Source organism: Novosphingobium taihuense, assembly GCF_007830315.1.
Classification (GTDB): Bacteria; Pseudomonadota; Alphaproteobacteria; order Sphingomonadales; family Sphingomonadaceae; genus Novosphingobium; species Novosphingobium taihuense.
The window spans coordinates 191,195-216,710 of the sequence record NZ_VLKJ01000003.1; the positions used below are offsets into that span (position 1 = coordinate 191,195).

26 protein-coding genes are annotated in these 25,516 nt (G+C 64.5%); 15 read left to right on the forward strand and 11 right to left on the reverse strand.

Features of this window, described 5'->3' with window-relative positions:
• Positions 1-22: 22 nt before the first annotated feature.
• The 4 genes from IQ25_RS08140 (at position 23) to ftsH (ending at position 5,175) form a co-directional block, all read left to right on the forward strand.
• Complete coding sequence (locus tag IQ25_RS08140) at positions 23-1,027, forward strand: helix-turn-helix domain-containing protein (RefSeq protein WP_246415702.1); 1,005 nt, start codon at positions 23-25, stop codon at positions 1,025-1,027.
• A 105-nt stretch (positions 1,028-1,132) separates the two neighbouring features.
• The gene (locus IQ25_RS08145; RefSeq protein WP_144904623.1) at positions 1,133-2,155 is read left to right on the forward strand and encodes a tetratricopeptide repeat protein; all 1,023 of its coding nucleotides are present in this window, start codon (positions 1,133-1,135) and stop codon (positions 2,153-2,155) included.
• 76 nt (positions 2,156-2,231) lie between these two features.
• Positions 2,232-3,119, forward strand: a complete 888-nt coding sequence (tilS, locus tag IQ25_RS08150) for a tRNA lysidine(34) synthetase TilS (protein ID WP_258536985.1) — start codon at positions 2,232-2,234, stop codon at positions 3,117-3,119.
• A 121-nt stretch (positions 3,120-3,240) separates the two neighbouring features.
• Positions 3,241-5,175 carry an ATP-dependent zinc metalloprotease FtsH gene (gene ftsH / locus IQ25_RS08155; RefSeq protein ID WP_144904626.1) on the forward strand — a complete coding sequence of 645 codons (1,935 nt, stop codon included), beginning with the start codon at positions 3,241-3,243 and terminating at the stop codon, positions 5,173-5,175.
• A 66-nt stretch (positions 5,176-5,241) separates the two neighbouring features.
• On the opposite strand, the gene IQ25_RS08160 is transcribed toward ftsH, so the two are convergent.
• The gene (locus IQ25_RS08160) at positions 5,242-6,363 is read right to left on the reverse strand and encodes a DUF3667 domain-containing protein (RefSeq protein WP_258536986.1); all 1,122 of its coding nucleotides are present in this window, start codon (positions 6,361-6,363) and stop codon (positions 5,242-5,244) included.
• A 53-nt stretch (positions 6,364-6,416) separates the two neighbouring features.
• On the opposite strand from IQ25_RS08160, the gene IQ25_RS08165 reads away from it, so the two are divergent.
• From IQ25_RS08165 to IQ25_RS08180, 4 genes are read left to right on the forward strand one after another with little or no spacing between them, the layout of a single operon-like run.
• The gene (locus IQ25_RS08165) at positions 6,417-7,970 is read left to right on the forward strand and encodes a M23 family metallopeptidase (protein ID WP_258536987.1); all 1,554 of its coding nucleotides are present in this window, start codon (positions 6,417-6,419) and stop codon (positions 7,968-7,970) included.
• A 58-nt stretch (positions 7,971-8,028) separates the two neighbouring features.
• Positions 8,029-9,021: a porphobilinogen synthase gene (hemB, locus tag IQ25_RS08170; RefSeq protein ID WP_144904627.1), complete on the forward strand. Its 993-nt coding sequence runs from the start codon at positions 8,029-8,031 to the stop codon at positions 9,019-9,021.
• A 4-nt stretch (positions 9,022-9,025) separates the two neighbouring features.
• Positions 9,026-9,595 (forward strand): gamma carbonic anhydrase family protein, encoded by a 570-nt coding sequence (locus IQ25_RS08175; protein WP_144904628.1) that lies wholly within the window; start codon positions 9,026-9,028, stop codon positions 9,593-9,595.
• Positions 9,576-9,860, forward strand: coding sequence for a DUF167 domain-containing protein (locus IQ25_RS08180; RefSeq protein ID WP_144904629.1), 285 nt, complete (start codon positions 9,576-9,578; stop codon positions 9,858-9,860). Before IQ25_RS08175 ends, IQ25_RS08180 begins: the two co-directional genes overlap by 20 nt.
• Before the next feature lie 10 nt (positions 9,861-9,870).
• Here IQ25_RS08180 and IQ25_RS08185 read toward each other — a convergent pair whose 3' ends face one another.
• The 5 genes from IQ25_RS08185 to IQ25_RS08205 all read right to left on the reverse strand — a co-directional run bounded on the left by IQ25_RS08185 (position 9,871) and on the right by IQ25_RS08205 (position 13,887).
• Positions 9,871-10,509 carry a YoaK family protein gene (locus IQ25_RS08185; RefSeq protein ID WP_144904630.1) on the reverse strand — a complete coding sequence of 213 codons (639 nt, stop codon included), beginning with the start codon at positions 10,507-10,509 and terminating at the stop codon, positions 9,871-9,873.
• 35 nt (positions 10,510-10,544) lie between these two features.
• Positions 10,545-10,952 (reverse strand): group II truncated hemoglobin, encoded by a 408-nt coding sequence (locus IQ25_RS08190; protein ID WP_144904631.1) that lies wholly within the window; start codon positions 10,950-10,952, stop codon positions 10,545-10,547.
• 72 nt (positions 10,953-11,024) lie between these two features.
• The gene (locus IQ25_RS08195) at positions 11,025-11,213 is read right to left on the reverse strand and encodes a hypothetical protein (protein ID WP_144904632.1); all 189 of its coding nucleotides are present in this window, start codon (positions 11,211-11,213) and stop codon (positions 11,025-11,027) included.
• 62 nt (positions 11,214-11,275) lie between these two features.
• A complete protein-coding gene (locus IQ25_RS08200; protein WP_144904634.1) occupies positions 11,276-12,871 on the reverse strand; it encodes a cisplatin damage response ATP-dependent DNA ligase in 1,596 nt (531 codons plus the stop codon).
• Entirely contained in the window at positions 12,871-13,887 is a 1,017-nt protein-coding gene (locus IQ25_RS08205) for a ligase-associated DNA damage response exonuclease (protein WP_144904636.1), read from the reverse strand. The genes IQ25_RS08200 and IQ25_RS08205 overlap by 1 nt, the downstream gene beginning before the upstream one ends.
• A 133-nt stretch (positions 13,888-14,020) precedes the next feature.
• Between IQ25_RS08205 and IQ25_RS08210 the strand changes: the two genes are divergently transcribed.
• Positions 14,021-14,536 carry an EF-hand domain-containing protein gene (locus IQ25_RS08210; RefSeq protein ID WP_158637710.1) on the forward strand — a complete coding sequence of 172 codons (516 nt, stop codon included), beginning with the start codon at positions 14,021-14,023 and terminating at the stop codon, positions 14,534-14,536.
• Positions 14,537-14,596: 60 nt separating this feature from the next.
• Here the strand turns inward: IQ25_RS08210 and clpA are convergent, their stop codons facing one another.
• Together clpA and IQ25_RS08220 are read right to left on the reverse strand one after the other, a co-directional pair.
• Positions 14,597-16,960: an ATP-dependent Clp protease ATP-binding subunit ClpA gene (gene clpA, locus IQ25_RS08215; RefSeq protein WP_144904641.1), complete on the reverse strand. Its 2,364-nt coding sequence runs from the start codon at positions 16,958-16,960 to the stop codon at positions 14,597-14,599.
• A 168-nt stretch (positions 16,961-17,128) separates the two neighbouring features.
• A complete protein-coding gene (locus IQ25_RS08220) occupies positions 17,129-17,365 on the reverse strand; it encodes a DUF1192 family protein (RefSeq protein ID WP_338113535.1) in 237 nt (78 codons plus the stop codon).
• A 74-nt stretch (positions 17,366-17,439) separates the two neighbouring features.
• Between IQ25_RS08220 and IQ25_RS08225 the strand changes: the two genes are divergently transcribed.
• Entirely contained in the window at positions 17,440-18,438 is a 999-nt protein-coding gene (locus tag IQ25_RS08225) for an NAD(P)H-quinone oxidoreductase (RefSeq protein WP_144904643.1), read from the forward strand.
• Positions 18,439-18,560: 122 nt separating this feature from the next.
• Here the strand turns inward: IQ25_RS08225 and IQ25_RS08230 are convergent, their stop codons facing one another.
• The 3 genes from IQ25_RS08230 to IQ25_RS08240 form a co-directional block, all read right to left on the reverse strand.
• Positions 18,561-19,265 carry a DUF1013 domain-containing protein gene (locus IQ25_RS08230; RefSeq protein ID WP_144904645.1) on the reverse strand — a complete coding sequence of 235 codons (705 nt, stop codon included), beginning with the start codon at positions 19,263-19,265 and terminating at the stop codon, positions 18,561-18,563.
• A gap of 142 nt (positions 19,266-19,407) precedes the next feature.
• On the reverse strand, positions 19,408-19,812 hold the full coding sequence (locus IQ25_RS08235; protein WP_407070589.1) for a bactofilin family protein: 405 nt from the start codon (positions 19,810-19,812) through the stop codon (positions 19,408-19,410).
• Positions 19,766-20,938: a peptidoglycan DD-metalloendopeptidase family protein gene (locus IQ25_RS08240; protein WP_144904646.1), complete on the reverse strand. Its 1,173-nt coding sequence runs from the start codon at positions 20,936-20,938 to the stop codon at positions 19,766-19,768. The genes IQ25_RS08235 and IQ25_RS08240 overlap by 47 nt, the downstream gene beginning before the upstream one ends.
• Positions 20,939-21,190: 252 nt before the next feature.
• Here IQ25_RS08240 and IQ25_RS08245 point away from each other — a divergent pair, with 252 nt between their 5' ends.
• The 5 genes from IQ25_RS08245 to IQ25_RS08265 all read left to right on the forward strand — a co-directional run bounded on the left by IQ25_RS08245 (position 21,191) and on the right by IQ25_RS08265 (position 25,472).
• Positions 21,191-22,468 (forward strand): glutamate-5-semialdehyde dehydrogenase, encoded by a 1,278-nt coding sequence (locus IQ25_RS08245; protein WP_144904648.1) that lies wholly within the window; start codon positions 21,191-21,193, stop codon positions 22,466-22,468.
• Positions 22,432-23,136 carry a nicotinate-nucleotide adenylyltransferase gene (locus tag IQ25_RS08250; RefSeq protein ID WP_144904650.1) on the forward strand — a complete coding sequence of 235 codons (705 nt, stop codon included), beginning with the start codon at positions 22,432-22,434 and terminating at the stop codon, positions 23,134-23,136. Before IQ25_RS08245 ends, IQ25_RS08250 begins: the two co-directional genes overlap by 37 nt.
• 109 nt (positions 23,137-23,245) lie before the next feature.
• The gene (gene rsfS / locus IQ25_RS08255; protein WP_144904651.1) at positions 23,246-23,653 is read left to right on the forward strand and encodes a ribosome silencing factor; all 408 of its coding nucleotides are present in this window, start codon (positions 23,246-23,248) and stop codon (positions 23,651-23,653) included.
• A 170-nt stretch (positions 23,654-23,823) separates the two neighbouring features.
• A complete protein-coding gene (locus IQ25_RS08260; protein WP_144904653.1) occupies positions 23,824-24,249 on the forward strand; it encodes a 23S rRNA (pseudouridine(1915)-N(3))-methyltransferase RlmH in 426 nt (141 codons plus the stop codon).
• A gap of 8 nt (positions 24,250-24,257) precedes the next feature.
• Complete coding sequence (locus IQ25_RS08265; protein WP_144904655.1) at positions 24,258-25,472, forward strand: murein hydrolase activator EnvC family protein; 1,215 nt, start codon at positions 24,258-24,260, stop codon at positions 25,470-25,472.
• The last annotated feature ends 44 nt before the right edge of the window (positions 25,473-25,516 follow it).

Below are 25,516 nucleotides of genomic sequence, written 5' to 3' on the forward strand. Positions count from 1 at the left end.
AGTTGAAGACGGGAGCCACGCCTTGGCTGAAGCCGGCGGTTTGCAGGACATTACCAATGCCGATGCCACGCACATGCCCGCCGGGGAGCCCGGTCGGTTGCGCGTGAAAGACACGCTGCGCGCCGCACGCGAAGCTGCAGGTCTCGATATCAAACAGCTTTCCCAGATGACGCGTGTCACCTCGCGCCATCTCGAGGCGATCGAGACGGGTGACTATGCATCACTGCCGGGACGACCATATGCTCTGGGCTTTGCCCGCAGCTATGCCCGCGCGGTCGGGCTGGACGAGAAGGCGATCGCCGAAGCGGTACGCGCCGAGCTCAATACCCAGGCGCCGCCCCCTCCGCCACGTGTAATCAACCAGTTCGAAGTCGGCGATCCGATAAAGACGCCTACGCGCCTCACCGGCTGGCTCGCCACAGGCCTTGCTGTGGCGATTGCGCTGGCTGGGTTGGTGTTCTGGCGCAGCTATTACCTTCCCTCTGCTGAACTGCCCTCGCTGGTCGGGCCCGAGCAAGCCGCGCCAGCGGCCGCACCGTCTGCGGTTGCTCCGGTCACCCCGCCAGTGCCTTCCGGCCCTGTCGTCTTCACGGCCACTGAAGACCGCATCTGGGTCAAGTTCTATGACGGGCAGGGAAAGCAGATCCTCCAGAAAGAACTGGCCAAGGGTGAAAGCTTCACCGTTCCCGCCGATGCGCAGGACCCGAAGCTGTGGACAGGACGGCCCGATGCGCTGTCGATCACGATCGGTGGGCAGGCAGTTCCGCGGATTGCCGAGAAGGAGGGCATCGTGAAGGACGTGCCCGTCACGGCCTCGGCGCTGCTGGCCCGCACTGCGGCACCAGCACCGGCGGTTACGGAGAATGCCGCGTCTGCGACGACCCAGCCTGCAACACAAAGGCCGACGGTTTCGCGCCGCCGTGTGGATGCTCCGGCAGCCAATACTCCAGCCGAAGCATCGGCACCGGTGGCTGCGCCGCCACCGACCGCCGCCACAACGGCGCCTGCATCCACGACCTTGCGCTGACACCGTCTCGACTTGGCGGCATTGATCGGGCAATCTCTGGTTAACGGCTGACCAGCGCTCGCGGGATCGTGCGCCGCTGTACCGGGCCGCTGTACGGGAATGACCATGACCATGACACTTCGGCGCGCCGCGCCGCTTGCCGCTCTACTTCTGGGACTTGCTGTCCCGGCTGCCACGCCGCTTCTCGCGCAATCGGCTGCCCCTAAGGCCTCAGCTGCTTCCGCCGATCCGGAAATGCGACTGCGCCGGATCGAGGCCGAGATCCGCGCGATGCAGCGCAAGGTGTTCCCAGATGGCGCAGGCAAGACGTTCGTGCCCGAAATCACCCCCGGTCAGGCTGCAGCGACACCGTCGGGCGCTCCTGCATCGTCTGCGGTGAGCGATATCCTTGCGCGGATGGATGCAGTCGAAGCACAGATGTCGCGCCTGACTGCACAAGTCGAGGAAAGCCAGAACCGGACCACCAAGCTCGAGGAGCGGCTGGCGAAGCTCGAGGCCGATGCGGCGCCGCCTGTCGCTCCGGTGGCGGAAGCTCCTGTCCCGCAAGCAACTCCGGCGCCGGCGCCCGTTGCCACGGCGGCGCCTGCCACGCCTGCGCCAAAGCCCGTAGTGACACATCCGGCAAAGACTGCGGCAACGGCACCGGCCAAGCCCGCCGCTACGCCTTCCGCCAAGCCGCTGACGCCTTCGGCCGCGCGCGTTGCCGCCGTCCAGGCAATCGAGAAGCCCGCGACAGCGGACGCGGGGATGGACGAATACAACTACGGCTTCCGCCTGTGGGAAGCCAAGTTCTATCCCGAGGCGCAGCAGCAGCTGCAGATCTACGTCGATCGCTATCCCAAGCACGGCATGATCAGCTTCGGTCGCAACCTGCTGGGCCGCGCCTGGCTGGATGACGGCAAGCCCGGCACCGCAGCGCAGTTCTTCCTGCAGAACTACCTTGCCGACAAGAAGGGTGCACGCGCACCCGACAGCCTGCTCTATCTCGGCATTGCCATGGTCAAGCTGAAGGACACCGAGAAGGCTTGCGGTGCCTTTGCCGAACTGGCTGCGACTTACCCGGATGAGATCGCCGGTCGACTCAAGGGCCAGTATGATGCAGCGCGCGGCTCGGTGAAGTGCAAGTAATGGACTCGGGAATAGCCTGACCGCTGCTGCTGCGCGCTTTGCCGCGCAGTGGGCTGCGGTTTCCCCTGAAGGATGCGTGGGCCTTGCCGTATCGGGCGGGCCGGACAGTCTCGCCATGCTGTTGCTGTTCCACGAAGTTGCGCCGCGCGACTTCTGCGTGGCGACGGTCGATCACGGCTTGCGGCCAGAAAGCGCGAGTGAAGCCGCGATGGTGGCGCGGCTCTGTGCCGAGCGTGGCATTCCCCACGATACGATCCCGATTGCGCTGGCCAAGGGCAGTGCAGTGCAGGAACGCGCGCGGGCAGGGCGTTATCGCGCAATGGCAGACTGGATGCGCGAACTGGGTTTGACAGCTCTGGTCACGGCCCATCACGCCGACGATCAGGCCGAGACCATGGTCATGCGGCTCAACCGGGGCGCGGGTTTGCGCGGACTTGCCGCGATGCGCAGCGTGTCCGCAGTGCCCGGGGCTCCCGATCTGCCGCTACTGCGCCCGCTGCTCGGCTGGCGACGGACGGAACTGGCAGGCATCGTGGAAGTGGCAGGGATTGCCCCCGCGCTTGATCCTTCGAACCATGACGCCAGCTACGAACGGGTGCGGGTGCGTGAAGCCATGACGTCAAGCGATGCGTTCGACGCCAACGGCTTCGCGGCAAGCGCTGCCCATCTCGCCCAGGCCGATGAAGCGATCGCGTGGTCGGTGGACCGGCTGTGGGATGCGGCGCAGGTTGCTGCGGAAAGCGTTGACGTTGCTCCGCCAAAAGACCTCCCTCGCGTGCTGGCCTTGCGCCTGCTCGAACGCGTGATGGAACACTTCGCTGTGTCGTCGCCACGCGGCGGGGATCTGGTCCGCTGGCTCGAATCGCTCGACGCGGGCGGGGTGGCTACGTTGGCCGGTATCAAGGCAGATGGCCGGGGAGGGACGTGGCGTTTCACGCTTGCGCCAAAGCATCGGAGCGCATGAACTTGCCCGTGCGGTACAGGTCGCTGAAAAACCATAATTGCGTTATATTGTGATTCATCGGGCCAACCCTACATTGGCTCCATACCCGCCCGCGTCCCCGGGCGATTGCGGAAAGACAGCGATGAACGACGACCAGCCCCCGGGCAATCCGTGGATCAAGAGCCTCCTTGTCTGGGGCGGGATTTTCCTTGCACTCCTGCTGGTGGTCTCGATGTTCGGCTCGCGCGTCGATACGACCGCGACGACCATTCCCTATTCGGCTTTCCGCTCGCAGGTGGCCGAGCAACAGGTCCGTTCGGTCGAGATTTCGCCGGATCGGATTACCGGGACGCTCAAGAACGGCGGGCAGTTCACCACAATTCCGGTGCCCGGCGATTCGGACCTGCCCAAGCTGCTGGCCGACAACAACGTGCAGTATGCGGGCAAGGCGGCCGAACAGCCGAACATGCTGATGTACATCCTGTTCAATTCGCTGCCGTTCCTGCTGATCCTCGGCGTTGCCTTCTTCGCGCTGCGTCAGATGCAGAAGGGCGGCGGATCGGGCGCGATGGGCTTTGGCAAGTCCAAGGCAAAGCTGCTCACCGAACGCTCGGGCCGCGTCACTTTCGATGACGTAGCCGGCATCGACGAAGCGCGCGAGGAACTGGAGGAAATTGTCGAGTTCCTGCGCGATCCTTCGCGTTTCTCCAAGCTCGGTGGCCAGATCCCCAAGGGCGCGCTGCTGGTCGGTTCGCCCGGCACCGGCAAGACACTGCTTGCCCGCGCGATTGCGGGTGAAGCGGGCGTGCCGTTCTTCACCATTTCAGGTTCGGACTTCGTCGAGATGTTCGTCGGCGTCGGTGCAAGCCGCGTGCGCGACATGTTCGAGCAGGCCAAGAAGAACGCGCCCTGCATCGTGTTCATCGACGAAATCGATGCGGTCGGTCGTCACCGTGGCCATGGCCTCGGCAATTCGAACGACGAGCGCGAGCAGACGCTGAACCAGCTTCTGGTCGAAATGGATGGCTTCGAGGCCAACGAGGGCATCATCATCATCGCGGCGACCAACCGCCCCGACGTGCTCGATCCTGCGCTGCTGCGTCCGGGCCGCTTCGATCGCCAGGTCGTGGTGCCGATCCCCGATATCGAAGGCCGCGAAAAGATCCTCTCGGTCCACATGAAGAAGGTGCCGCTCGCGCCTGACGTCAATCCGCGCACGATTGCGCGCGGCACGCCGGGCTTTTCGGGCGCGGACCTTGCCAATCTGGTCAACGAAGCCGCCCTGCTCGCCGCGCGCCGGAACAAGCGTCTCGTCGCCATGCAGGAATTCGAGGACGCCAAGGACAAGGTCATGATGGGCGCGGAACGCCGCTCCATGGTGATGACCGACGACGAGAAGAAGATGACCGCCTATCACGAGGCCGGCCATGCCATCGTCTCGGTGCAGGAACCGGCTTCCGACCCGATCCACAAGGCGACGATCATCCCGCGCGGTCGCGCGCTGGGCATGGTCATGCGCCTGCCCGAGCGTGACAGCTATTCCTACCACCGCGACAAGATGCACGCGAACCTTTCGGTCGCCATGGGTGGCCGCGTGGCCGAAGAGCTGATCTTCGGGCATGACAAGGTGTCATCGGGCGCTTCCTCGGACATCCAGTACGCCACTTCGCTGGCGCGCTCGATGGTGACCAAGTGGGGCATGTCAGACAAGCTCGGCCCGCTTCAGTACGAAGACCAGCAGGAAGGTTACCTCGGTATGGGCGGCTCTGCCCGCCTGTTCGCTTCGGACGAGACCAACAAGCTGATCGACAGCGAGATCCGCGGTCTTGTCGACGGCGCCCACGCGCGGGCGACCGACATCCTCAAGACCAACGAGGACAAGCTGCACCTCCTCGCCCAGGCCCTGCTCGAATACGAGACGCTGACCGGCGACGAGATCAAGGACCTGCTCGAAAGCGGCAAGCTGGACCGCCCGCAAAGCCCGAGCGGCCCTGCCCGCCCTGTCTCGGCCCAAGGCTCGGCCGTGCCGCGCGCGGGGCGGAAGTTCGGCGGTTCGGCGAATCCGCAGCCAGCCTGAATCAAGCTTGATCGAAATGCGAAAGGGCGGGGGGCGACCTCCGCCCTTTCCATTTGCGCGACTGCCTTATCCGCCCGCCTCGACGAGGATGATGATTGCGAACAGCATCATCGCCAGAAATGCAAACATGCTGAGAAACCAAGTGCGCCACCACGCGCCAAACCACGTAAGGCCATAGGTGTCGCGCAATTGCAGCAACATATGGATCGGGGGAATTGCTGTGAGCACCGCGATATTGGCAATGCCGAGACTGTTCCCGATCGTCGCCATGATGCCCAGCAGGGTCATGAAGCAAAGCGAATAGGTGACGAATACGGTGTGGTCGTAAAGGCCGAAGCGGCGATTGAAGGGAAACAGCAGCCACAGGAACGGCACCGAGATCGGGATCAGGGCCCAGCTCAGCTTGTAGCTGTAGTTCTGCACCTTGTAGAGCGCGAGGCCGGGATTGGCCTTGGCCTTCTTCACCGCCTCGTTGATCCAGCCGATGTCGCTCGCCGTTTCAAGGCCGCTGGTGTCGACGTTGGCCACGTTGATCCCGCTTGCCTTGACCTGTTCCAGTCCGGCGATGTTCTTGCGCGTTTCGGCGATGGCTTGATCGATCTTCGCCAGATGCTCGGCATCGCCCATGGCTGCGGCCCGTTCGGCCTCTAGCGTGACCAGATCCTCGCGTTCCTTCTTCAGACTCTGCTCGACCGTCGTGTTGACGCTGGCCCCGATGTCCCCGCCCAGCGAATTGATCGTGGTGAACAGCAGGAACACGCAGAACAGGAACAGCGCGATCGGCGAGACGTAAGAGGCGCGCTTGCCGTCGATGTACTCGCGGGTCAGCTTGCCGGGCTTGGCCACCAGCATGGGCAGCGTGCGCCAGATCTTGCCTTCGAAGTGGAACACGCCGTGGAGCAGGTCGTGAAAGAAGGCGCCTAGCGTCTTGTGGACGTGAGCGGCCTGTCCGCAGGCGTGGCAATGGCTGCCGACGAGCGTCGTGTTGCAGTTCAGGCAGGCGGATTCGTGGGTGTGACCATCATTCCGATATTCGCCTGCTGTCGGCTCCAAGGTGCGCGCCGCTGCAAGCGCCCCTGCCATGTCGCCGAGTGTTTCGGTTCCGCTCAATGCCATTCCCCCTGTATCGACTTCAGCATAACGATCCTGAGCAGGCCCTGCCACATCCTTGAGACGTCTCGATTTCACCGAACATTAACCTTGAACGTGCAGTCCGGAGCCCAAGAGGGTAAGCAGCACACGTGTTCACGCCACGAGATCAGATGATGGCGCTCGCCGGAGCGGGTGGGGGGAGCGGCTTTGGCCAGCGCACTGCCCCGCCGCGTGCCCCTGTGCCACCGTCACGTGCGCGGCGTCTGCTAGGTACGGTCGAGCAGCGGCTGGCGCGGCACTGGCCTCGCCTGATGGCTCCGGTCGAGCGCTGGTTCGCAAAAGTCGATCTTGCGCCCGATCTTGCCGAGGACATCGGCAGCGCCCGCTGGTTTCGTGGCTTCGGCACGATGCTCGGGCTCGGGGCAGCGGCCGTGGCGATGTGGCCGGATTTCGCCCCGCTGCAGGCCGCGCCGCTGACCGTGCTCGACGAGGCAGCGCAGGCCGAATTGCGCGTGCAGGGCATCCGTCCGCTTGCGCTCGGGGCCGACAATGGTCGCCACATGACCGCGACTTCTGCGGTCATCCCGCTGGCGGCCGCACCCGAACGGCCCAGCATTGATCTGTCGGCCACGCTCGGCGCGGGCGACAGCTTCCCACGCATGTTGCAGCGCGCAGGCCTTGCCAGCACCGACATCGTCCGCATCATCGATCTGGTGGGGGGGCAGGTGAAGCCTGGCGCGATCCCCGAGGGCACGCGCTTCGCGATCAGGCTCGGCGCGCGCTCCAGCCCGGCCCAGCCACGGCCGCTCGAACAGCTGTCATTCCGCCCGCGCTTCGATCTTGCGCTGGATATAAGGCGCAGTGGTGGCGGGCTGGTACTGGCGACCAACGCCATCGCCGTGGATAGCTCTCCCGTGCGCATTCGCGGGATCGTCGGGGCGAGCCTTTATCGTTCGGCCCGTGCAGCCGGTGCGCCGCCATCGGCCGTGCAGGACTATCTGCGCACTGTCGACGAACACATGGCTTTCGAGGAAATTGCGCCTGGCGACGAGTTCGACCTTGTCTTTGCCAATCGTCGTGCCGGAACCGGCGAGCAGCAGGCGGGCGACCTGCTCTATGCCGGCGTGGTTCGCGCCGGAAAGCCGGTGCTGCAACTGCTGCGCTGGGGTAACGACGGCGCGTTCTATTCGCCTCAGGGCATGGCCGAAGGCGCGCAGGAAACGACCGGCTTCCTTGGTGCGCCGGTCAACGGCCGCATCACCTCGGGCTATGGCGCCCGCCGCCATCCGATCCTGGGCTATGTGCGCATGCATGCAGGGATAGACTTCGCCGCAAGCTGGGGCGCTCCAGTCTATGCAGCCACCGATGGCCGCGTGAGCTTTGCCGGATGGCACGGTGGGCACGGCAACTACGTGCGGCTAGATCATGGCGGCGGCATCGGCACCGGCTATGGCCACATGAGCCGCATTGCTGTGGCTCCGGGCATAAGCGTGCGACGCGGGCAGGTGATCGGCTATGTCGGCTCGACCGGCCTCTCTACCGGCCCGCACCTCCATTACGAGATGTATCGCGGCGGGCAGACGGTGAACCCGATGTCGATGACGTCGATCGTGCAGCGCGCGGCTGTCGACCCGGCGCAACTGGCGGCATTCCGCGCGAAGCTGGCGCAGATCACCGCCATCGGCACGAAGACGCTCCGATAAGCGTTGGCCTGCAGGTCTGCGATTGCAGGCGGGCGAATCAAGCACTAGGCCTGCGTGCATGACCAGCTACCCGATGACTCGCCTGCGCCGCACCCGTGCCACCGCGTGGAGCCGCGCCATGCACCGCGAGGTGCTCGTCACGCCTGCCGACCTGATCTGGCCGCTGTTCGTGACCGAGGGGCAGGGCGTCGAAGACCCGATCCTTTCGCTGCCCGGCGTATCGCGCTGGTCGGTCGATGGGATCGTCGCGCGGGCGAAAGAAGCGGTAGCGCTCGGCATTCCCTGTCTTGCCCTGTTTCCCAACACCCAGCCTGACAGGCGCAGCGAGGACGGCAAGGAAGCCTTGAACCCGGACAACCTGATGTGCCGCGCGATCCGCGCGATCAAGGATGCCTGTGGTGGCGATATCGGCGTGCTGACCGACGTTGCGCTCGATCCCTATACCAGCCACGGGCAGGACGGCCTGATCGACGAGGCGGGCTATGTCCTCAATGACCAGACCGTCGAAATGCTGGTCGGGCAAAGCCTTAACCAGGCGGCAGCGGGCGCAGACATCATCGCGCCATCGGACATGATGGACGGCCGCATCGGCGCCATCCGCGAAGCGCTGGAAGGCGCCAGCCACACCAACGTGCAGATCATGTCCTATGCTGCCAAGTACGCCTCGGCGTTCTATGGCCCGTTCCGCGATGCTGTGGGGTCAAGCGGGCTGCTCAAGGGTAACAAGAAGACCTACCAGATGGACCCGGGCAATGCAGAGGAAGCGCTGCGAGAGGTGGAAATGGATCTTGCCGAAGGCGCGGACAGCGTGATGGTCAAGCCGGGCCTGCCTTACCTCGACATCGCGTGCCGCGTTAAGGAGACCTTCGGCGTGCCCGTCTTTGCCTATCAGGTGAGCGGCGAATATGCGATGATCGAGGCTGCCGTTGCAGTCGGTGCCGCCGATCGCGATGCGATGGTCCTTGAAACGCTGGTGGCGTTCAAGCGTGCAGGCTGCTCTGGCGTGCTGACCTATCATGCTGCGCACGCCGCACGGCTGATGGGGTCTTGAGGCGATGACCAAGTACCCCGACGTTTCGATCATTCCGCTCAACGGAAAGACTCCCCGCATCCACGAAAGCGCCTTCATCGCGCCGGGATGCAGGATCATCGGCGATGTCGAGATTGGGCCGGACGTGTCCATCTGGTATAACTGCGTGCTGCGCGGCGACGTCAATTTCATCCGCATCGGCGCGCGGACGAACATTCAGGATGGCAGCGTCATCCATGTCGACAGTCCTGCACCGAACAAGCCCGATGGCTTCCCGACGATCATCGGCGAGGACGTGCTGGTCGGCCACCTTGTCATGGTCCACGGCTGTGTGATCGAGGATCGCGGCTTTGTCGGGCTCGGCGCGATCGTGATGAGCGATGCCCACATCGAGAGCGACGGCATGCTTGCTGCGGGCGCGATGCTGACGGGTGGCAAGCGCGTGTTGTCGCGCCAGTTGTGGGGCGGTCGTCCGGCCAAGTACATGCGCGATCTCGACGATGCTGCCATCACCGACATGCAGCGCGGTGTGCAGCATTATGTGCAAAACGGGCAAGCCCACAAGGCAGCTGTTCTTGGCACGCCCGAAGGCTGATCTGCCATCGGCGCAGGCCTTGCGCGCTCTCGCAGATGATGAAGGGCGCCTCGCCGTGCGGGTGACACCCGGTTCTCGCAGCGAAGGCATCGAGATCGTGGAGGGGCGCGTGGCCGTGAAGGTGCGTGCCAAGCCCGAGGACGGCAAAGCCAGTGCCGCCGTTCTCGACTTGCTGGCGCAGGCGCTTGAAGTTGCGCCGTCGAAGGTGGAAATGTTGCGCGGCGCAACTTCGCGCGAAAAGCTCTTCAGGGTACCGCCGGAATAGAAACGAGGGGCTAGCTCTCTGACGGCACCTTGAAGGCAATTGCCACCATCAGTGTGCCCCAGGCGCTGGCAATCCACAGGCAGGCCATCGGCAGGCGATCCTGCAGGAATGCGCCGAGCACCGCGCCAGCCAGCAGTCCCATCCACAATTGCGCCCACGAGGTCCAACGGCCTTGCCGCTTGCCTGATATCTGTCCTGCCAGCCCGATGCCGAGCTTGACCAGTGCGCCGGTCATATACGTGAGGCCCACGGTCACTTCGCCATCGCGTTGAAACGTGTTGTTGAGCGCGCCCATGGCGAGAACCAGGCACCCCATCATCAACACGTGATGATCAAAGGCACGGGCGAGTGACGCGGCGAGCAGCAGCAGCGTGACGAACGCGAGCACCGCGGGCTTGCGCAAGACTCCCGCGCGCTCTGAAACGAGCGCACCACCGGTCACGCCGGTAATGAACCCAATGATCAGCAGCGCGGGCACAAGGGCGTGGGTGGGTGCCGTGCCGAGTGCAACGCCAAGCCGGGTGGTATTGCCCGACATGAACGAGACGAAATACCCATCCGCAGAGAGGAAGCCGACCGAGTCCACGAACCCGGCCATGGCGGCAAGGGCAATGGCAAAGGCGCGGCGCTGGCGGTCGTTGAGGATCACGGCAGCCTTCTAGCGTGCCTGCGACGTGCTGTGAATCAATTGCGTGCCATGCCGCGCGCCATCTGCCCCAGGACCTGGCTCAGCCCTTCGGCAATCTCGCGGTCCTCGGGCGCTACGTCAGCAATGGCGCGTGCCATGCATTCGGCCCATTGGCCTGCCGTTTCGCGTGTGATCGGGAAAGGTTTGTGCATCGACATCATGCATTTTCCCGGATGCGCTTCGAACCAGTCCCGCGGGCCACCGCTCCATCCGGCAAGGAAACCGGGAAGCGATTCGCGCATGGGGCCAAGGTCAGGTGCGTGCATTTCGCGCAACGCCTTATACGCAGGGTCAATATCCATGAGATCGTAGAAGCGGTCGGTGATGCGGCGCAGCACGGCGGTGCCGCCAAGGCGTTCGTAGGGACTGGTGGCACGGGGATCGACAGGGGCTTGGGCGGCCAAGGGCAGGGCTCCGGGTCAGAGTTCTGGAGCCTCGTTCCTGCCAGCAGTGTGCGAAAGTGGCATTGACCGGGATCAATCCCGTTGCGGAATGGCCTTTGCTGCAAGGCCCGCTGCCATGCCGCCAAGCACTGCGCCGATCGCCCAGTTTGTCGCCACAGCATCCCACTGCCGGTATCGCGTCCATTGGCTTCCGGTGCGCAACGATGTCCATGCAAGGCGACCCAGCGCATAGGCGGGCGCGGCGAGCAGAAGGTTTGCCATTATCGTTCTCTCCCAGACATTGATCGGGAACCGGCAATTCCGCTGCGTGGTTCCGCGAGGGCTCAGTCGGCAATAAGCCCCTTGAGTGTATCGAGCCGATCGGCCTCGTGTGCTGGCTTGTCGGTGCGGATGCGGCTGATGCGGGGAAAGCGCATTGCAACGCCCGACTTGTGGCGCTTGCTGGCATGGACCGAATCGAAGGCGACTTCGAACACCAGCGACTTGTCGGTTTCGCGCACCGGGCCGAACTTGGCGACGGTATGCTGTCGCACATGACGGTCGAGGAATTTGAGTTCCTCGTCGGTGAAGCCGAAGTAGGCCTTGCCCACCGGCAGCAGTTCTGCCCCAGCATCGGGATCGCCGTTCCAGCATCCGAAGGTGTAGTCGGAATAGAATGACGATCGCTTACCGGACCCACGCTGCGCATACATCAGTACGCAATCAATCAGCAGCGGATCGCGCTTCCACTTGTACCAGAGCCCGGTTCGTCGCCCAGTGACGTAGGGCGAATCGCGGCGCTTGAGCATGACGCCCTCGATAGCCTCGTCGCGTGCCCGGGCGCGGATTTCGGCAAGCTCGTCGAAATCCTTCGCTTCGATCACCTGAGATATGTCGAAACGGTTCTGGTCGAGCTTCGGCACAAGTGTTTCCAAGCGCGCGCGCCGCTGTTCCCACGCCCATTCGCGCAAGTCCTCGCCGTCCTCGATCAGCAGATCATAGAGGCGCACGAATGCGGGATAATCCGACAGCATCGCCTTGGAGACGGTCTTGCGACCGAGGCGCTGTTGCAGCGCGTTGAAACTCGCCGCCCCGCCCGTCTCGCCACCTTGATGCGCGCCACGCACAAGCAATTCGCCATCAAGCACGCAGGGCCTGTCCAGCGCTGCGGTCACTTCGGGGAATGCGCCCGATATATCGTCGCCACTACGTGAATAGACCCGCGTCTCGCCCGCGACGTGCACGATCTGCACGCGGATGCCGTCCCACTTCCACTCTGCAGCGAATTCGGCAAGGTTCAGGCTTTCCGCTTCGAGCGGATGGGCCAGCATGAACGGCCGAAACAGCGGCAGCAGGTCGGTTCGCGGCGGCGCAGCACCGTTCGCGGCCCAGTCGAACAGTGGCAGGTACGGGGGCACCTGCCCGTGCCAGTATTCCTCGACGTCCTCCACGCTCACGCCGAACGCCTGCGCGAAGGCCACTTTTGCCAGCCTTGCAGATATACCGATGCGCATGGCGCCAGTTGCAAGCTTCAGAAGTGCATAGCGACCCTTGACGTCAAGACGGTCCATCAAGTCGGTAAGGATTGTCGGAGCAGTGCTGCGCGTGGTGGCATGCAGCATGTCTATCACCTCAGCCACCGAAGGTGCTGGCATCCGATCGCCTGCTGACTCGGGCCAAAGCAGGCTGGCCGTTTCGGCAGTGTCGCCCACGTAATCGCGGCTGAGCGTCCACAGCACGGGGTCAATCCGTTCTGCCATGAGGGATCGGATCAGGCTGGCTTTCACCGCCGGGAAGTCCAGCCCGTCGGTCAGCGCCGCCAACGCCCAGCCCCGATCAGGATCCGGCGTCTCGCGCAGATAGTCCGCCAGAAGCTCAAGCTTGGCATTTCGTGAAGGGGTAAGGACAAGGGCGTCCAGCAGGGCGGCAAAGCGCTCCATCAGTCGTCCTCGTCCTCATAACCAACCAGCGCCAGCGCACGCGCTTTTCGCTGTGTCAGTTCGCACCAGCGCAACAGCGCTTCCTCACGACCGTGGGTGATCCAGGTTTCGGCAGGGTTCACCTGTGCGATGGTCTGGGTCAGTTCGTCCCAGTCGGCATGGTCCGAGATGATCAGTGGCAGTTCGACATTGCGCTGCCTTGCCCGCTGCCGCACGCGCATCCAGCCTGACGCCATGGCGGTGATGGGATCGGGAAGACGGCGGCTCCAGCGGTCGTTCAGGGCAGACGGCGGGCAGACGACGATGCTGTTCGCCAACGCCGCCTTCGGCACACCAGCCACAGCTTTAAGATCGCCGAGGTCTATGCCGTGGTCTTCATAAAGTCGGCACATGCGTTCCATCGCGCCATGCAGCCAGATCGTTTCGCGGTAACCGGCAGCGCGCAGTTCCGCGATTACCCTCTGAGCCTTGCCCAGAGCGTAGGCACCGACCAAAACGCAGCGGCCCTGATCGTTCTCCCGCGCGGCGAGGAGCTTTGCCATTTCACCTGCAATCGGGGGATGGCGGAAAACGGGCAAGCCGAACGTGGCTTCGGTGATGAACACGTCGCAGGGCGTCACCTCAAACGGTGGGCAAGTTGGATCGGCACGGCGCTTGTAATCGCCCGTGACGATCACTCGTTCACCGGCATGCTCCAGCAGGATCTGTGCGGAGCCGAGAACGTGGCCCGCCGGGATGAACGTGGCACGCACTCCGCCGGCAAGCTCCAGCGTTTCCCCATAACCAACCGGAGCAGCACGAACTTCGTTCTGCGCCTCGACGCCATAGCGCAGTTGCATGATCGCCAGAGTCTCAGGCGTTGCCACAGTTCTCGCATGTCCGCCGCGGGCATGATCGGCGTGCCCGTGGGTTACCAGCGCGGTCTCCACAGGTCGCGCCGGATCAATCCACACGTTTGCCGGCGCAACGTGGATGCCCATCGGCTCTGCCCTGATCCACGAAAATGCTGCGGCCATGTCGGAACAATGGCGGGCCCACGTGATTCGTTCCAGATGGACAAAAGCCGCAGAGGCGAGGTGCGGGACAGGCGAGGTTCAGGTGACGCCACTAGCCTTGCCCGCTTGCAGTCAGACGATCAGGGAGACGACCATGCTCCGCAAAGGCACGTTCCTCCTCGCTCCCCTTTGCGCGGCATTGCTGCTCACCGGGTGCGACGGGAAGGAAAAGGAGACCGGTCCCGATGTCTCCCCCACAGCGTCCATTCCTGCGGTGGCTGCGCCGGAACCGCCGGTGACGGCTGTCCCACCATCGCGCAACCCTCTGTCCAGCTTCGATGGGCTTGACGCCGCGCACGATGGAAGGATCTCGAGCGCCGAGTATGCCCAAGGTGCCCAGAGCCTGTTCGAGATGATGGACATGCAGCATGACGGCAATCTCGACCTGCAGGAGCTTCAGGCCGGAGCCGCGATGCTGGTCGAGATCGACGGGCTGAAGCCGCAAGCCTTGCTTGACGCGGTCGATACCGACCATGACGGCAAGCTGACCCTGTCCGAATGGATGGCTTTCAACAACACGCGTTTCACACTGATCGACGCCAATGGCGATGGCATGATTGACCGTGCCGAATGGGAAGCGCCGCATCCACCTTTGCCACAGGCAAGATAGGCAAAGCAAAGGGGCGACACCTTGCGATGCCGCCCCCTCTATTCACACTGAAAGCCGGACTTATTCGGCTTCGTCGGCGCTGGGCTCTTCGGTTGCGGCGGAACCCGCCTTGCCCTTCTTCGCCTTTTTCTTGACCAGTTTGGGCGCAGCCGGGGTCAATTCGAACGACAGTGCGTCATCCTTCAGGCTGACATGGACTTCGCCGCCATTGGCAAGCTTGCCGAACAGCAGTTCCTCGGCCAGCGGCTTCTTGACCTTCTCCTGGATCAGCCGGGCCATCGGGCGAGCACCATAGAGCTTGTCGTAGCCCTTCTTGGCCAGCCAGCTGCGAGCGTCGGCATCGAACTGGATGTGGACGTTCTGATCGGCCAGCTGCAGTTCGAGTTGCAGCACGAACTTGTCGACCACGCGGCTGACAACTTCGGGCGGCAGATAGCCGAACGGCACAATCGCATCGAGGCGGTTGCGGAACTCGGGGGTGAACATCTTCTTCACCGCTTCATCGCCCGCGTCCGCCTTCGACACGTCGCCGAAGCCGATGCCCTGACGCGCCATGTCCGAAGCGCCCGCGTTGGTGGTCATGATCAGGACCACGTTGCGGAAGTCGACGGTCTTGCCGTGGTGGTCGGTCAGGCGGCCGTTGTCCATCACCTGCAGAAGGATGTTGAACAGATCGGGGTGGGCCTTCTCGATTTCGTCAAGCAGCAGGACGCAGTGCGGCTGCTGGTCGATGGCATCGGTGAGCAGGCCGCCCTGGTCAAAGCCGACATAGCCCGGAGGCGCACCAATCAGGCGTGAGACCGAGTGTCGCTCCATGTACTCCGACATGTCGAAGCGCTGCAGCGGGATGCCCATGATCTGGGCAAGGCTGCGCGCGACTTCGGTCTTGCCGACGCCGGTGGGGCCCGAGAACAGGAACGAGCCGATCGGCTTGTCCGCATCGCGCAGGCCGGCACGGCTGAGCTTCATGGCGCTGGACAGGACCTCGATCGCCTTGTCCTGACCGAACACAAGGCGCTTGAGGTCGCGGTCGAGATGCTCGAGCACCTTCTTGTCGTCCGAGCTGACCGATTTGGGCGGGATGCGCGCCATCGTCGCGATGACCTGTTCGATCTCGCGTGCGGTGATGGTCTTCTTGCGCTTCGAAGGCGGCACCAGCATCTGCATCGCGCCCACTTCGTCGATCACGTCGATCGCCTTGTCTGGCAGCTTGCGGTCGTTGATGTAGCGTGCCGACAGCTCGACCGCCGTCTTGATCGCGTCGGGGGTGTACTTGACCTTGTGGTGCTCCTCGAACGCGGTGCGCAGGCCACGCAGGATCTTGATCGTGTCCTCGATGGTCGGCTCGTTCACGTCGATCTTCTGGAACCGGCGCAGCAGGGCGCGGTCCTTTTCGAAGTGGTTGCGGAACTCCTTGTAGGTTGTGGACCCGATGCAGCGGATCGTCCCGCCCGAAAGCGCGGGCTTGAGCAGGTTCGAGGCATCCATCGCGCCGCCGCTGGTCGCGCCGGCACCGATCACGGTGTGGATCTCATCGATGAAGAGGACCGCGTGCGGCATCTTTTCGAGTTCTGAGACAACCTGCTTGAGGCGCTCCTCGAAGTCACCGCGATAGCGCGTGCCGGCGAGCAAGCTGCCCATGTCCAGCGAGTAGATCACCGCCTCGGACAGCACTTCGGGAACGTCGCCCTCGACGATCTTGCGCGCAAGGCCTTCGGCAATCGCCGTCTTGCCCACGCCCGGATCGCCCACGTAGAGCGGGTTGTTCTTCGAGCGGCGGCACAGGATCTGGATCGTGCGATCCACTTCGGGGCCACGCCCGATCAGCGGATCGACCTTGCCGTTGAGCGCCTTCTCGTTGAGGTTGACGCAGAACTGGTCGAGCGCCGTTTCCTTCTTCTGGCCCTTGGCGTCGGCCTTCTCTTCCTGCTGCTTGGGGGCCTCTTCTTCGGCGCCCTTGGGCGTTCGCCCTTCGACCTGACGGCCGCCCTTGCCGATGCCGTGGCTGATGAAGCTGACGGCATCAAGACGGCTCATGTCCTGCTGCTGGAGGAAATAGACGGCGTAGGAATCGCGTTCGGAGAACAGCGCGACCAGCACGTTCGCCCCGGTCACGGTATCCTTGCCCGAGGACTGCACGTGAAGAATGGCGCGCTGGATCACCCGCTGGAACCCGGCGGTCGGCTGCGGATCGGCCTTTTCCTGCGTCTTTAGCGACTGATATTCCTGGTCGAGGTACTGGCGCACCACGTCACCCAGATCGCCAAGGTCCACGCCGCAGGCCTGCATGACCTGCGCCGCATCCGGATCATCGATCAGGGCCAGCAGGAGATGCTCGAGAGTCGCGTACTCATGGCTGCGCTCGGACGCATTGGCGAGCGCGGTGTGCAGCGTTTTCTCGAGACTCTGGGCGAAACTGGGCATGTTGCGGCTACTTTCTGGCTGGCGCCGATGGGTTCCCTGAAGGGGAGAGTGCACACGCGTTATTAACCATGGCTAAACCACGTGTGAGGGTGAAGACAGATGTCCTGAAGACATCGTCATATCCGGCGATATGGTTACGCCCTCCGGCAAAAGGAAGGGCGTCGCAAATCATCCCGCTTCACCTGAAGGCGGGGGCTTTCCGAACAGGGCTTCTGCAGCGGCGCGATGGGCGCTGGCCTTGTCGCGATGCGCCACCGTACGCATGATTTCCAGTTCGAGTAGGCGAATCCGCTCGTTCAGTTCATCGTGCGAATAGGGGTCGAGCAGCTCCGTTGCCAGCTGGCTGGCCAGATCCCCTTTCGGGCGAGGGCGCTCGTCTAGGTCCATTGCGGTCAGTTTGTGCACTGCAATGCCTTGCTGTCAACGCCTTGCATGTCTAGCCAGAGGCAAATTGGTATTCACAGGGGCTAGGTCGGCAGATGAGCGGCATTCCTGCAACAATGACGGCAATCGGCTGGGATGCTCCCGGCGGGCCGGAAGTGCTTCGTCCCGAACAGGTTGCGGTGCCCGTACCGGGACCGGGGCAGGTGCTGGTCAAGGTCGCCTTTGCAGGCGTCAACCGGCCCGACGTGATCCAGCGTCAGGGCTTCTATCCGCCGCCGCCCGATGCCTCGCCTCTGCCGGGGCTGGAGATTTCGGGCCAGGTCGTCGCCATGGGCGAAGGCGTGACTTGGCCGTTCACTGGTACGATGGTCTGCGCGCTGGTCGCTGGCGGTGGCTACGCGGAATATTGCATCGCCGAAGCCGCGCAGTGCCTGCAGGTCCCGACCGGCCTTTCGCCGGCCGAGGCTGCGGCCATTCCCGAAACGCTGTTCACCGTCTGGCACAACGTGTTCGAACGCGGCATGGCGGCTCCGGATGAGACGATCCTCGTCCATGGCGGCACCAGCGGTATCGGTTCGATGGCGGTCCTGCTGGGCAAGCTGTTCGGCGTGACGGTGATCGTCACCTGTGGTGGGGCCGAGAAGTGTGCGCAGGCGCTTTCGATCGGTGCAGCCCATGCGATCGACTACAAGACCACCGATTTCGTCGAGGAAGTCTGGCGCATTACCGACGGCCGCGGTGTCGACATGGTGCTCGACATGGTTGCGGGCGATTATGTTGCGCGCAACATCAAGTGCCTAGCCGACGATGGTCGCCATGTTACCATCGCGGTGCAGGGCGGAATCAAGGCCGAACTCAACATGGCCGAGATCATGCGTCGCCGCATCACCCTGACCGGCTCGACCCTGCGCCCGCGTTCGAAGGCGTTCAAGGCCGCGCTCGCCTCCGAGATTCGCGAGACCGTGTGGCCGCTGGTTGCCGCAGGTGAACTCCGCCCGATCATGGACCAGACGTTCCCGCTGGCAGAGGCGGCAGCAGCCCACGCGCGGATGGAACAGGGCAGCCACATCGGCAAGATCGTCCTGGCAGTCTGACGCTATCCGACCTTCGTCATCCCCACCTGCGCGGGGATGACGATGTTGAGGACGGTTCCTGCACAAGAAAAAGGCCGCCCTTTCGCAAGAGCGGCCTTTTCATTTCGGAAATTACCCCAGCCTCAGCTGTCCGAGATACCCTCGGCGCGGCGTGCGGCAAGCCAGGCGGCGGCTTCGGCTTCCTGCGCGGCTTCCGATGCGGCCTTGGCCGTAGCATCGCGCTCGGCGCGCAGTTCCTCGATCAGCGCGTCGCGGTCGGTGCCAAGGCGCAGGGCTGCTTCGCCGTTGTCCTCGATACCGGCCTTCTTCGCGGCCTTGGCCACCAGCGAATCCAGTTCGCGCTGCGAGCACAGGCCGAGCGTGACCGGGTCCTTCGGGTTGATGTTCGAGATGTTCCAGTGGCTGCGATCGCGGATCGCAGCGATGGTCGTGCGGGTGGTGCCGATCAGCTTGCCGATCTGCGCGTCCGAAACCTCGGGGTGGTTGCGCAGGATCCACGCGATGCCGTCCGGCTTGTCCTGACGCTTCGAGACCGGCGTGTAGCGCGGGCCCTTGGTGCGGCTGACCGAGATCGGCGCACGCTGCATCTTGAGCTTGTACTCGGGGTTGGCCTGACCCTTGTCGATCTCGGCCTGATTGAGTTCGCCCGAGTGGATCGGATCGCGCCCGGTGTACTTCTGCCCGGCCAGATCATCGGCCATCGCCTGAACTTCGAGGATGTGAAGGCCGCAGAACTCGGCGATCTGCTCGAATGTCAGCGCGGTATTGTCGACGAGCCACGACGCGGTGGCGTGCGGCATCAGCGGATACGTGGGCTGGGTGCTCACGGACAATCTCCCGGAAGAGGGACGCCGCAAATGCGGGTCACCTGAAAAGCGGATACAATAAGGGCCGCCCCTTGCGGAGCGGCCTTGAACGGGGTCGATGTAAGCCGGTATTGGCGAATCGGCAAGTTTTGTTTTGGAACTCTCAGCTCACCAGCGTGAGCGAAGGCTCCTCGCCCACATGGACGCGATGGGCAAAGCGACCATCGACCTGCGCGCCCTGTTCGATGGTCAGTGCGTCATAGCTCACGTCGCCATGAATGCGCGCGGTCTTGAGGATCACAAGTTCACCCGCTTCGATCGAGCCGTGAACCGTGCCGGATAGCCGTGCGCTTTGCGCCTTGATCGCGCCGGTCACGGTGCTCTTCTCGCCCTGCACGAGCGCGGCGCAGGTGATGTCGCCCTCCACGCTTCCGTCGATGTGCAGGTCTGCGCTGGCCGAAAGATCGCCTTTCACGGCAACATCGGCGCCCAGGACGGAGAAGGTCGCGGCCATCGTCGTGTTACTCCCCTGCTGGGTGCGCACTTCCGGCGCGGATTTCCTGAACATGCCTGTTTGCCTCAAGGAACGGGCGCGGGTTGACCGGACGGTCGTTGATCCGCACTTCGAAATGGAGATGGGGCCCGGTCGAGCGCCCGGTGTTGCCGATCTTGCCGATCTCGCCACCGGCCTCGACCTTCTGGCCAAAGCGTGCGCCGGTGCGCGACATGTGGGCATAGCGCGTCATCAGGCCGTTGCCATGGCTGACTTCGACGACATTGCCATAGCCCTGACGCTGGCCGACGAAGCTGACCGTCCCGGCCGCAGCGGCATAGATCGGTGCGCCGACCGGTCCGCGGAAATCGAGGCCTGCATGGAACGCGGGGCCACCGGTGAACGGGTCGGAGCGATAGCCGAAGCCGCTCGAGATGTATTCTAGGCTCGCGGGCAGGGTGTTCGGGATGCGGCGGAGGCCCTTTTCCAGCGCCGCCATGCGCTCAAGGCTCGCGCCGAGCCGGGCAAAGCGCGGATCGACCGTGTCATCCCTGCCGCTGAACAGACGAATCAAGGGACCGCCCTGTCCCTCGCGGGCCGAGGCGCGCAGCATCGCGGGATTGAGCCCGACGCGGCGGATCGCCATCTCAGCCTGCGCCGCGCGGGCATCGGCAAAGCGGGTGAGCCGCTCGATGAAGGCCAGCTGGCGCGCCTCGATTTCGGCGAGTCCCTTCGCTTCGGGCAGCTCCATGGAAATCTTGCGGACGGTCTTGCTCGCCTCGCCGCTGCTGTCGGACACGGTGCCTTGCGGCAGGTCCTTGGGCAGTTCGCCAATCGTGCCTTCGATGGCCTTCTCGATGAAGTCCTGTCGGCGGTTCAGATCGTCAGCCACGCCTTCCAGCCCGCCGCGATACTTGTTCACGCGGCTTTCCGCAGTTGCGACGGCGGCTTCACGCTCGAGCAATTCGGCGCGGTCACGCGATGCGGTGAACTGGGAAACCAGCGTCGCCGCCAGGATCACGAGCCAGAGCAACACGGTCCCGGCAACGGCGCCTGCTACGGTCATTTGCAGGCGCGAAGAAATCCGGATGAAGCGGACATGCCCTTGCGAGCGCATGAAGAACTCGCGCTCAGGAAACCAGCCACGGACGCGGGCAGTTACATCAGCCACGGCTGGCACAGCCGCAAAGCGGGCAGGCATTTTCGATGGCACAGGCAGGCGACCCCCGAGTCGTTATTCACGTAGTTTGGTTAATGCAGTTCCCGTCGCGGCGCGGACTAGCCGCCGGGTTCCCGGCTGGCGAATCGGAATCCCGCCAAGCGCGGTGAGTCGTGTGAGTCGCCCGATGAATCGATTGAATCGCGGTGATGTTGCGCACGCCTGGCATGATTACGGCCTTCGAGTCGCCCCCTGCAGATGACAGCGTCAGGCCACGGTGCTAGGGGCTGCCCCATGTCTGCTGCACCCGCTCCCCAGCCCGAATCCGTGACCGATCTGGTCGAAGGCCTCGCCCATTCTGCCCGCAAGGCGCAGCGCGTGCTGGCACGGATGGATTCGCCGGCCAAGGAGCAGGCCCTCAAGCTCGCCGCTACGGCTCTGCGCGCGGCAGAAGCTGACATTCTGGCGGCAAACGCCCGCGACATGGCCAATGGCGAAACCAACGGCCTGACCGGCGCAATGCTTGATCGGCTCAAGCTCACGCCCGAGCGCCTTGCCGGGATGGCCGATGCGGTCGAACAGGTCGCCAGCCTTGCCGATCCGGTCGGGGAAGTGATTTCCGAGGCCGCGCGTCCCAACGGCATGGTCCTGCAGCGCCTGCGCATTCCCGTTGGCGTCATCGGGATCATATACGAAAGCCGCCCCAACGTGACCGCCGATGCCGCCGCGCTCTGCGTGCGCTCGGGCAACGCCACGATCCTGCGCGGCGGGTCCGAGGCTGTCCATTCCAACCGCGCGATCCACAAGGCGCTGGTGGCGGGACTGGTTGAAGGGGGCGTGCCTGCCGAGGCGGTGCAGCTCATGCCCACGCAGGATCGTGCCGCCGTCGGCGCGATGCTGGCGGCTGCCGGGCTGATCGACATGATCGTGCCGCGCGGCGGCAAGAGCCTTGTCGCCCGCGTGCAGGCAGATGCCCGCGTGCCGGTGCTGGCCCACTTGGATGGCATCAACCACACGTTCGTTCACGCCGCTGCCGATCCCGCCATGGCCAAGGCCATCGTGCTCAATGCCAAGATGCGCCGCACCGGCATCTGTGGGGCGATGGAAACGCTGCTGATCGATGCGACCTATCCCGATCCGCACGGTCTCGTCGAACCGCTGCTCGAAGCAGGGTGCGAGTTGCGCGGGGATGCACGTGCCCGCGCCATCGATCCGCGCATCGCTTTGGCTGCTGCCAACGATTGGGATACCGAGTATCTGGACGCGATCCTCTCGGTCGCTGTGGTCGATGGCCTTGATGCCGCGCTCGCGCACATCGCCGCACATGCATCGGGCCATACCGATGCGATCGTGACCGATGACCAGGCCGTGGCCGACCGCTTCCTTGCCGAAGTCGACAGCGCGATCGTCATGCACAACGCCTCCAGCCAGTTCGCCGATGGCGGCGAGTTCGGCCTTGGGGCCGAGATCGGCATTGCCACCGGGCGCCTGCATGCGCGTGGCCCCGTCGCGCTGGAAGGCCTGACCACCTACAAGTGGCTGGTGCGCGGCGCAGGACAGGTACGGCCCTGAACAGTCCTGCCGCACCTCTGACCGGCCTGTTCGGCGGCAGCTTCAATCCCGCGCACGGCGGCCATCGCCGCGTCACGCTCTTCGCAATCGAGGCGCTCGGGCTCGATGAGGTGTGGTGGCTGGTCTCGCCCGGCAACGTGCTAAAGCCGGTCGAGGGCATGGCCCCGCTTGAAGCGCGGCTGGCCTCAGCCATTGGAATGAGCCGTAACGCACCGATCCGCCCGACGGCGATCGAACGCGAACTTGGCACGCGCTTCTCTGTCGATACACTGCGCGCGATCAGGCGCCGTTATCCCAAGCGCCGATTCATCTGGTTGATGGGCGCGGACAATCTTGCCCAGTTCCATAAGTGGAAGCACTGGCGGCAGATCGCGCGCGAGATGCCGATTGCGGTGATCGCGCGTCCGGGTTATGATTCGGATGCCTTGGCAAGCCCTGCCATGGCCTGGCTGCGCCGCTGGCGTCAGCGGCCCGGACAGTTCGTTTCCGGCGCAATGCGGAGCGCTCCGGCGCTGACCATTCTTCGCTTCGATCCTGACCATCGGTCGGCCAGCGCGATTCGCGCCCATGATCCGGATTGGTCTCACCGCATGTCCACTGCGGCCCTGCGCGATGCGGTCTCGTATCGTCCAGTAAAAGGATCGACTGAAAATCGAGGAAAATCCTGACCGCGCAATGCCTTGCTTGCCCTTCCACCATAGGGTGGAGTGGCGAAACTCTTGCGCGTTCCAACCGTTATCCCTTGACTCTTGAGCCACGGAGGCCATTTCGCGCGACATGACCAGCGTTCAACCGCTGTCGGCCAAGGCCGGCACAGCACCCAAGACCACCGATACTTCGGCTCCCTACACGCCCGCCGCGCTGCACGATCTCGTGCTGCAGTCGCTTGACGACGATCAGGCGCAGGAGGTCGTTTCGATCCCGCTTGAGGGCAAAAGCTCGGTGGCCGATTACATGGTGATCGCCTCGGGCCGTTCGACCCGTCAGGTCGCGTCGATGGCGCAGAAGCTGGCCGAACGGATCAAGCACGGCGGCTTCGGCCACGTGCGGATCGAGGGTCTTCCGGCCGCCGACTGGGTGTTGATCGATGCTGGCGACGTTGTCGTCCATCTGTTCCGCCCGGAAGTGCGCACGTTCTACAATCTCGAACGCATGTGGGCCTTCGGAGACGCTGGCGCGGCGTAATTTGCGGTACGCCCTTGGCATCCGCCAGGGGCTTGCGGCACCAGCCCACTCCCCCGGCCCGACCACCCAGAGCCTACCCGGTGAGGTGATCGTGTCGGAGGAGCGGACTGGTGCCGCTGCTTTTTCGCCAAGGGATTCTCTTGTCGCCGATTACCCGCTAGACCCTGCTCATGTTGCTCCACGTCATCGCTCGCGGAAAGATTGGCCGTTCGCCCGAGGCGGAACTGGTCGACCGTTACGCCAAGCGCATTTCTTGGGGCTGGAAAGTCAGCGAGCTGCCCGACCGGGGTGGAACCATACCCGCGCCATCGCAGACTCCTTCGCGAACCGTGGCGCTTGATGAACGGGGCAAGCAACTCACCTCCAGCGAATTTGCCGCGATCCTCGGACGCTGGCGCGACGATGGCGTGCGCGAGACGCGGTTCCTGATTGGTGCGGCGGACGGGCATGATGATCCTTTGCGCGATTCCGCCGATCTCCTGATCGCTTTCGGCAAAGCCACCTGGCCGCACATGATGGCCCGCGCCATGCTGGCCGAACAGCTCTGGCGCGCCACCAGCATTCTCGCTGGCCATCCCTACCATCGCGAGGGATAGCTGGCGGCATGACGTCACGCTTCCTCTTCACCGCCAGCCTTTTGGCCCTTGCCGGGCTGGCCGGCTGGCAGGCGACCGCACAACAGGGCACGCCCTATGCAGATGCGGGGGAGGCCGGTGAAGTCCTGCGCCGGGCGGGGCAGGCGCTGTCCCAGTCCCGTGCCCGTGCCGAGCAGCTCGAACAGGCCGCGCGCAAGGCCGTGGCCGAGGCGGACCGGACGGCTCAGGAGGCCGCTGCCGTCGCCGCGCGCATCCAGCAGTCCGAAGCCGAGATCCAATTGGCGCAGGCAAAGATCACGCTGATCGATCGCCAGCGCGAACTCCTGCGTTCCCGCATGGCCGAGCGGCAGGAGCCGGTCGTGCGGCTGACCGCAGCGCTGCAGATGATGGCCCGCCGACCGCTCGCCTTCAGCCTCGTCCGCGCGGAGTCCTTGCGCGATACGGTGCACCTGCGCGCGGTGATGGAGACCATGCTCCCCGAAGTCCGCCGCCGCACTGCGGGCCTTCGCGCCGAAATCCTGCGTGGCCGCCGCCTGCAGGACGAGGCGCGCCTCGCCGCGACGCAGCGGCGCGAGAGCGAGAAGGGCCTCGCCGCCCGCCGCATCGAACTCGCCGCACTCGAAAGCCGCCAGCGCCTGGCATCGCGCGCCGCACAGGGCGTGGCGAGCCGCGAGACCGACCGAGCTCTCGCGCTGGCCGAGCAGACGCGCGATCTTTCGGCGCTCATGTCCCGCCTCGAAGCTGATGGTGCACTGCGCCAAAGCCTCGCCGCACTCCCCGGTCCGGTCCTGCCGCCCACACGACCCGGCGAAGTGCTCCGAGCGATCGAGGCGCCTGTAACGCTTGCGACAACGGGGGCACCGAATCTCCCTTGGATCATGCCCGTCTCCGGCCGACTTGTGACCGGATACGGCGAAAAGTCCTCCACCGGGCTGACCACCGGCGTTGCCCTGGCCCCGACAGGCGGCGCGCAGGTGGTATCGCCCGCCGATGGTCGCGTTGCCTTTGCCGGACCCTATCGCGGCTACGGGCGGATCGTGATCATCGAGCATTCGGGGGGCTGGACCACGCTCGTCACCAATCTCGGCCAGATTGCCGCGGGCGTGGGCGAGAAGGTGCTGCAAGGCTCGCCCATCGGCACTGCCGGACCCGGACGCCCGGTGCTGACGGTCGAGCTGCGCCGCGATGGAACGCCGGTCAATCCACTCGATCTGCGCGGCTGAAGTCGGCGCTGGTCGAACCATATCGGTGGTTCATGGCGCTTGCC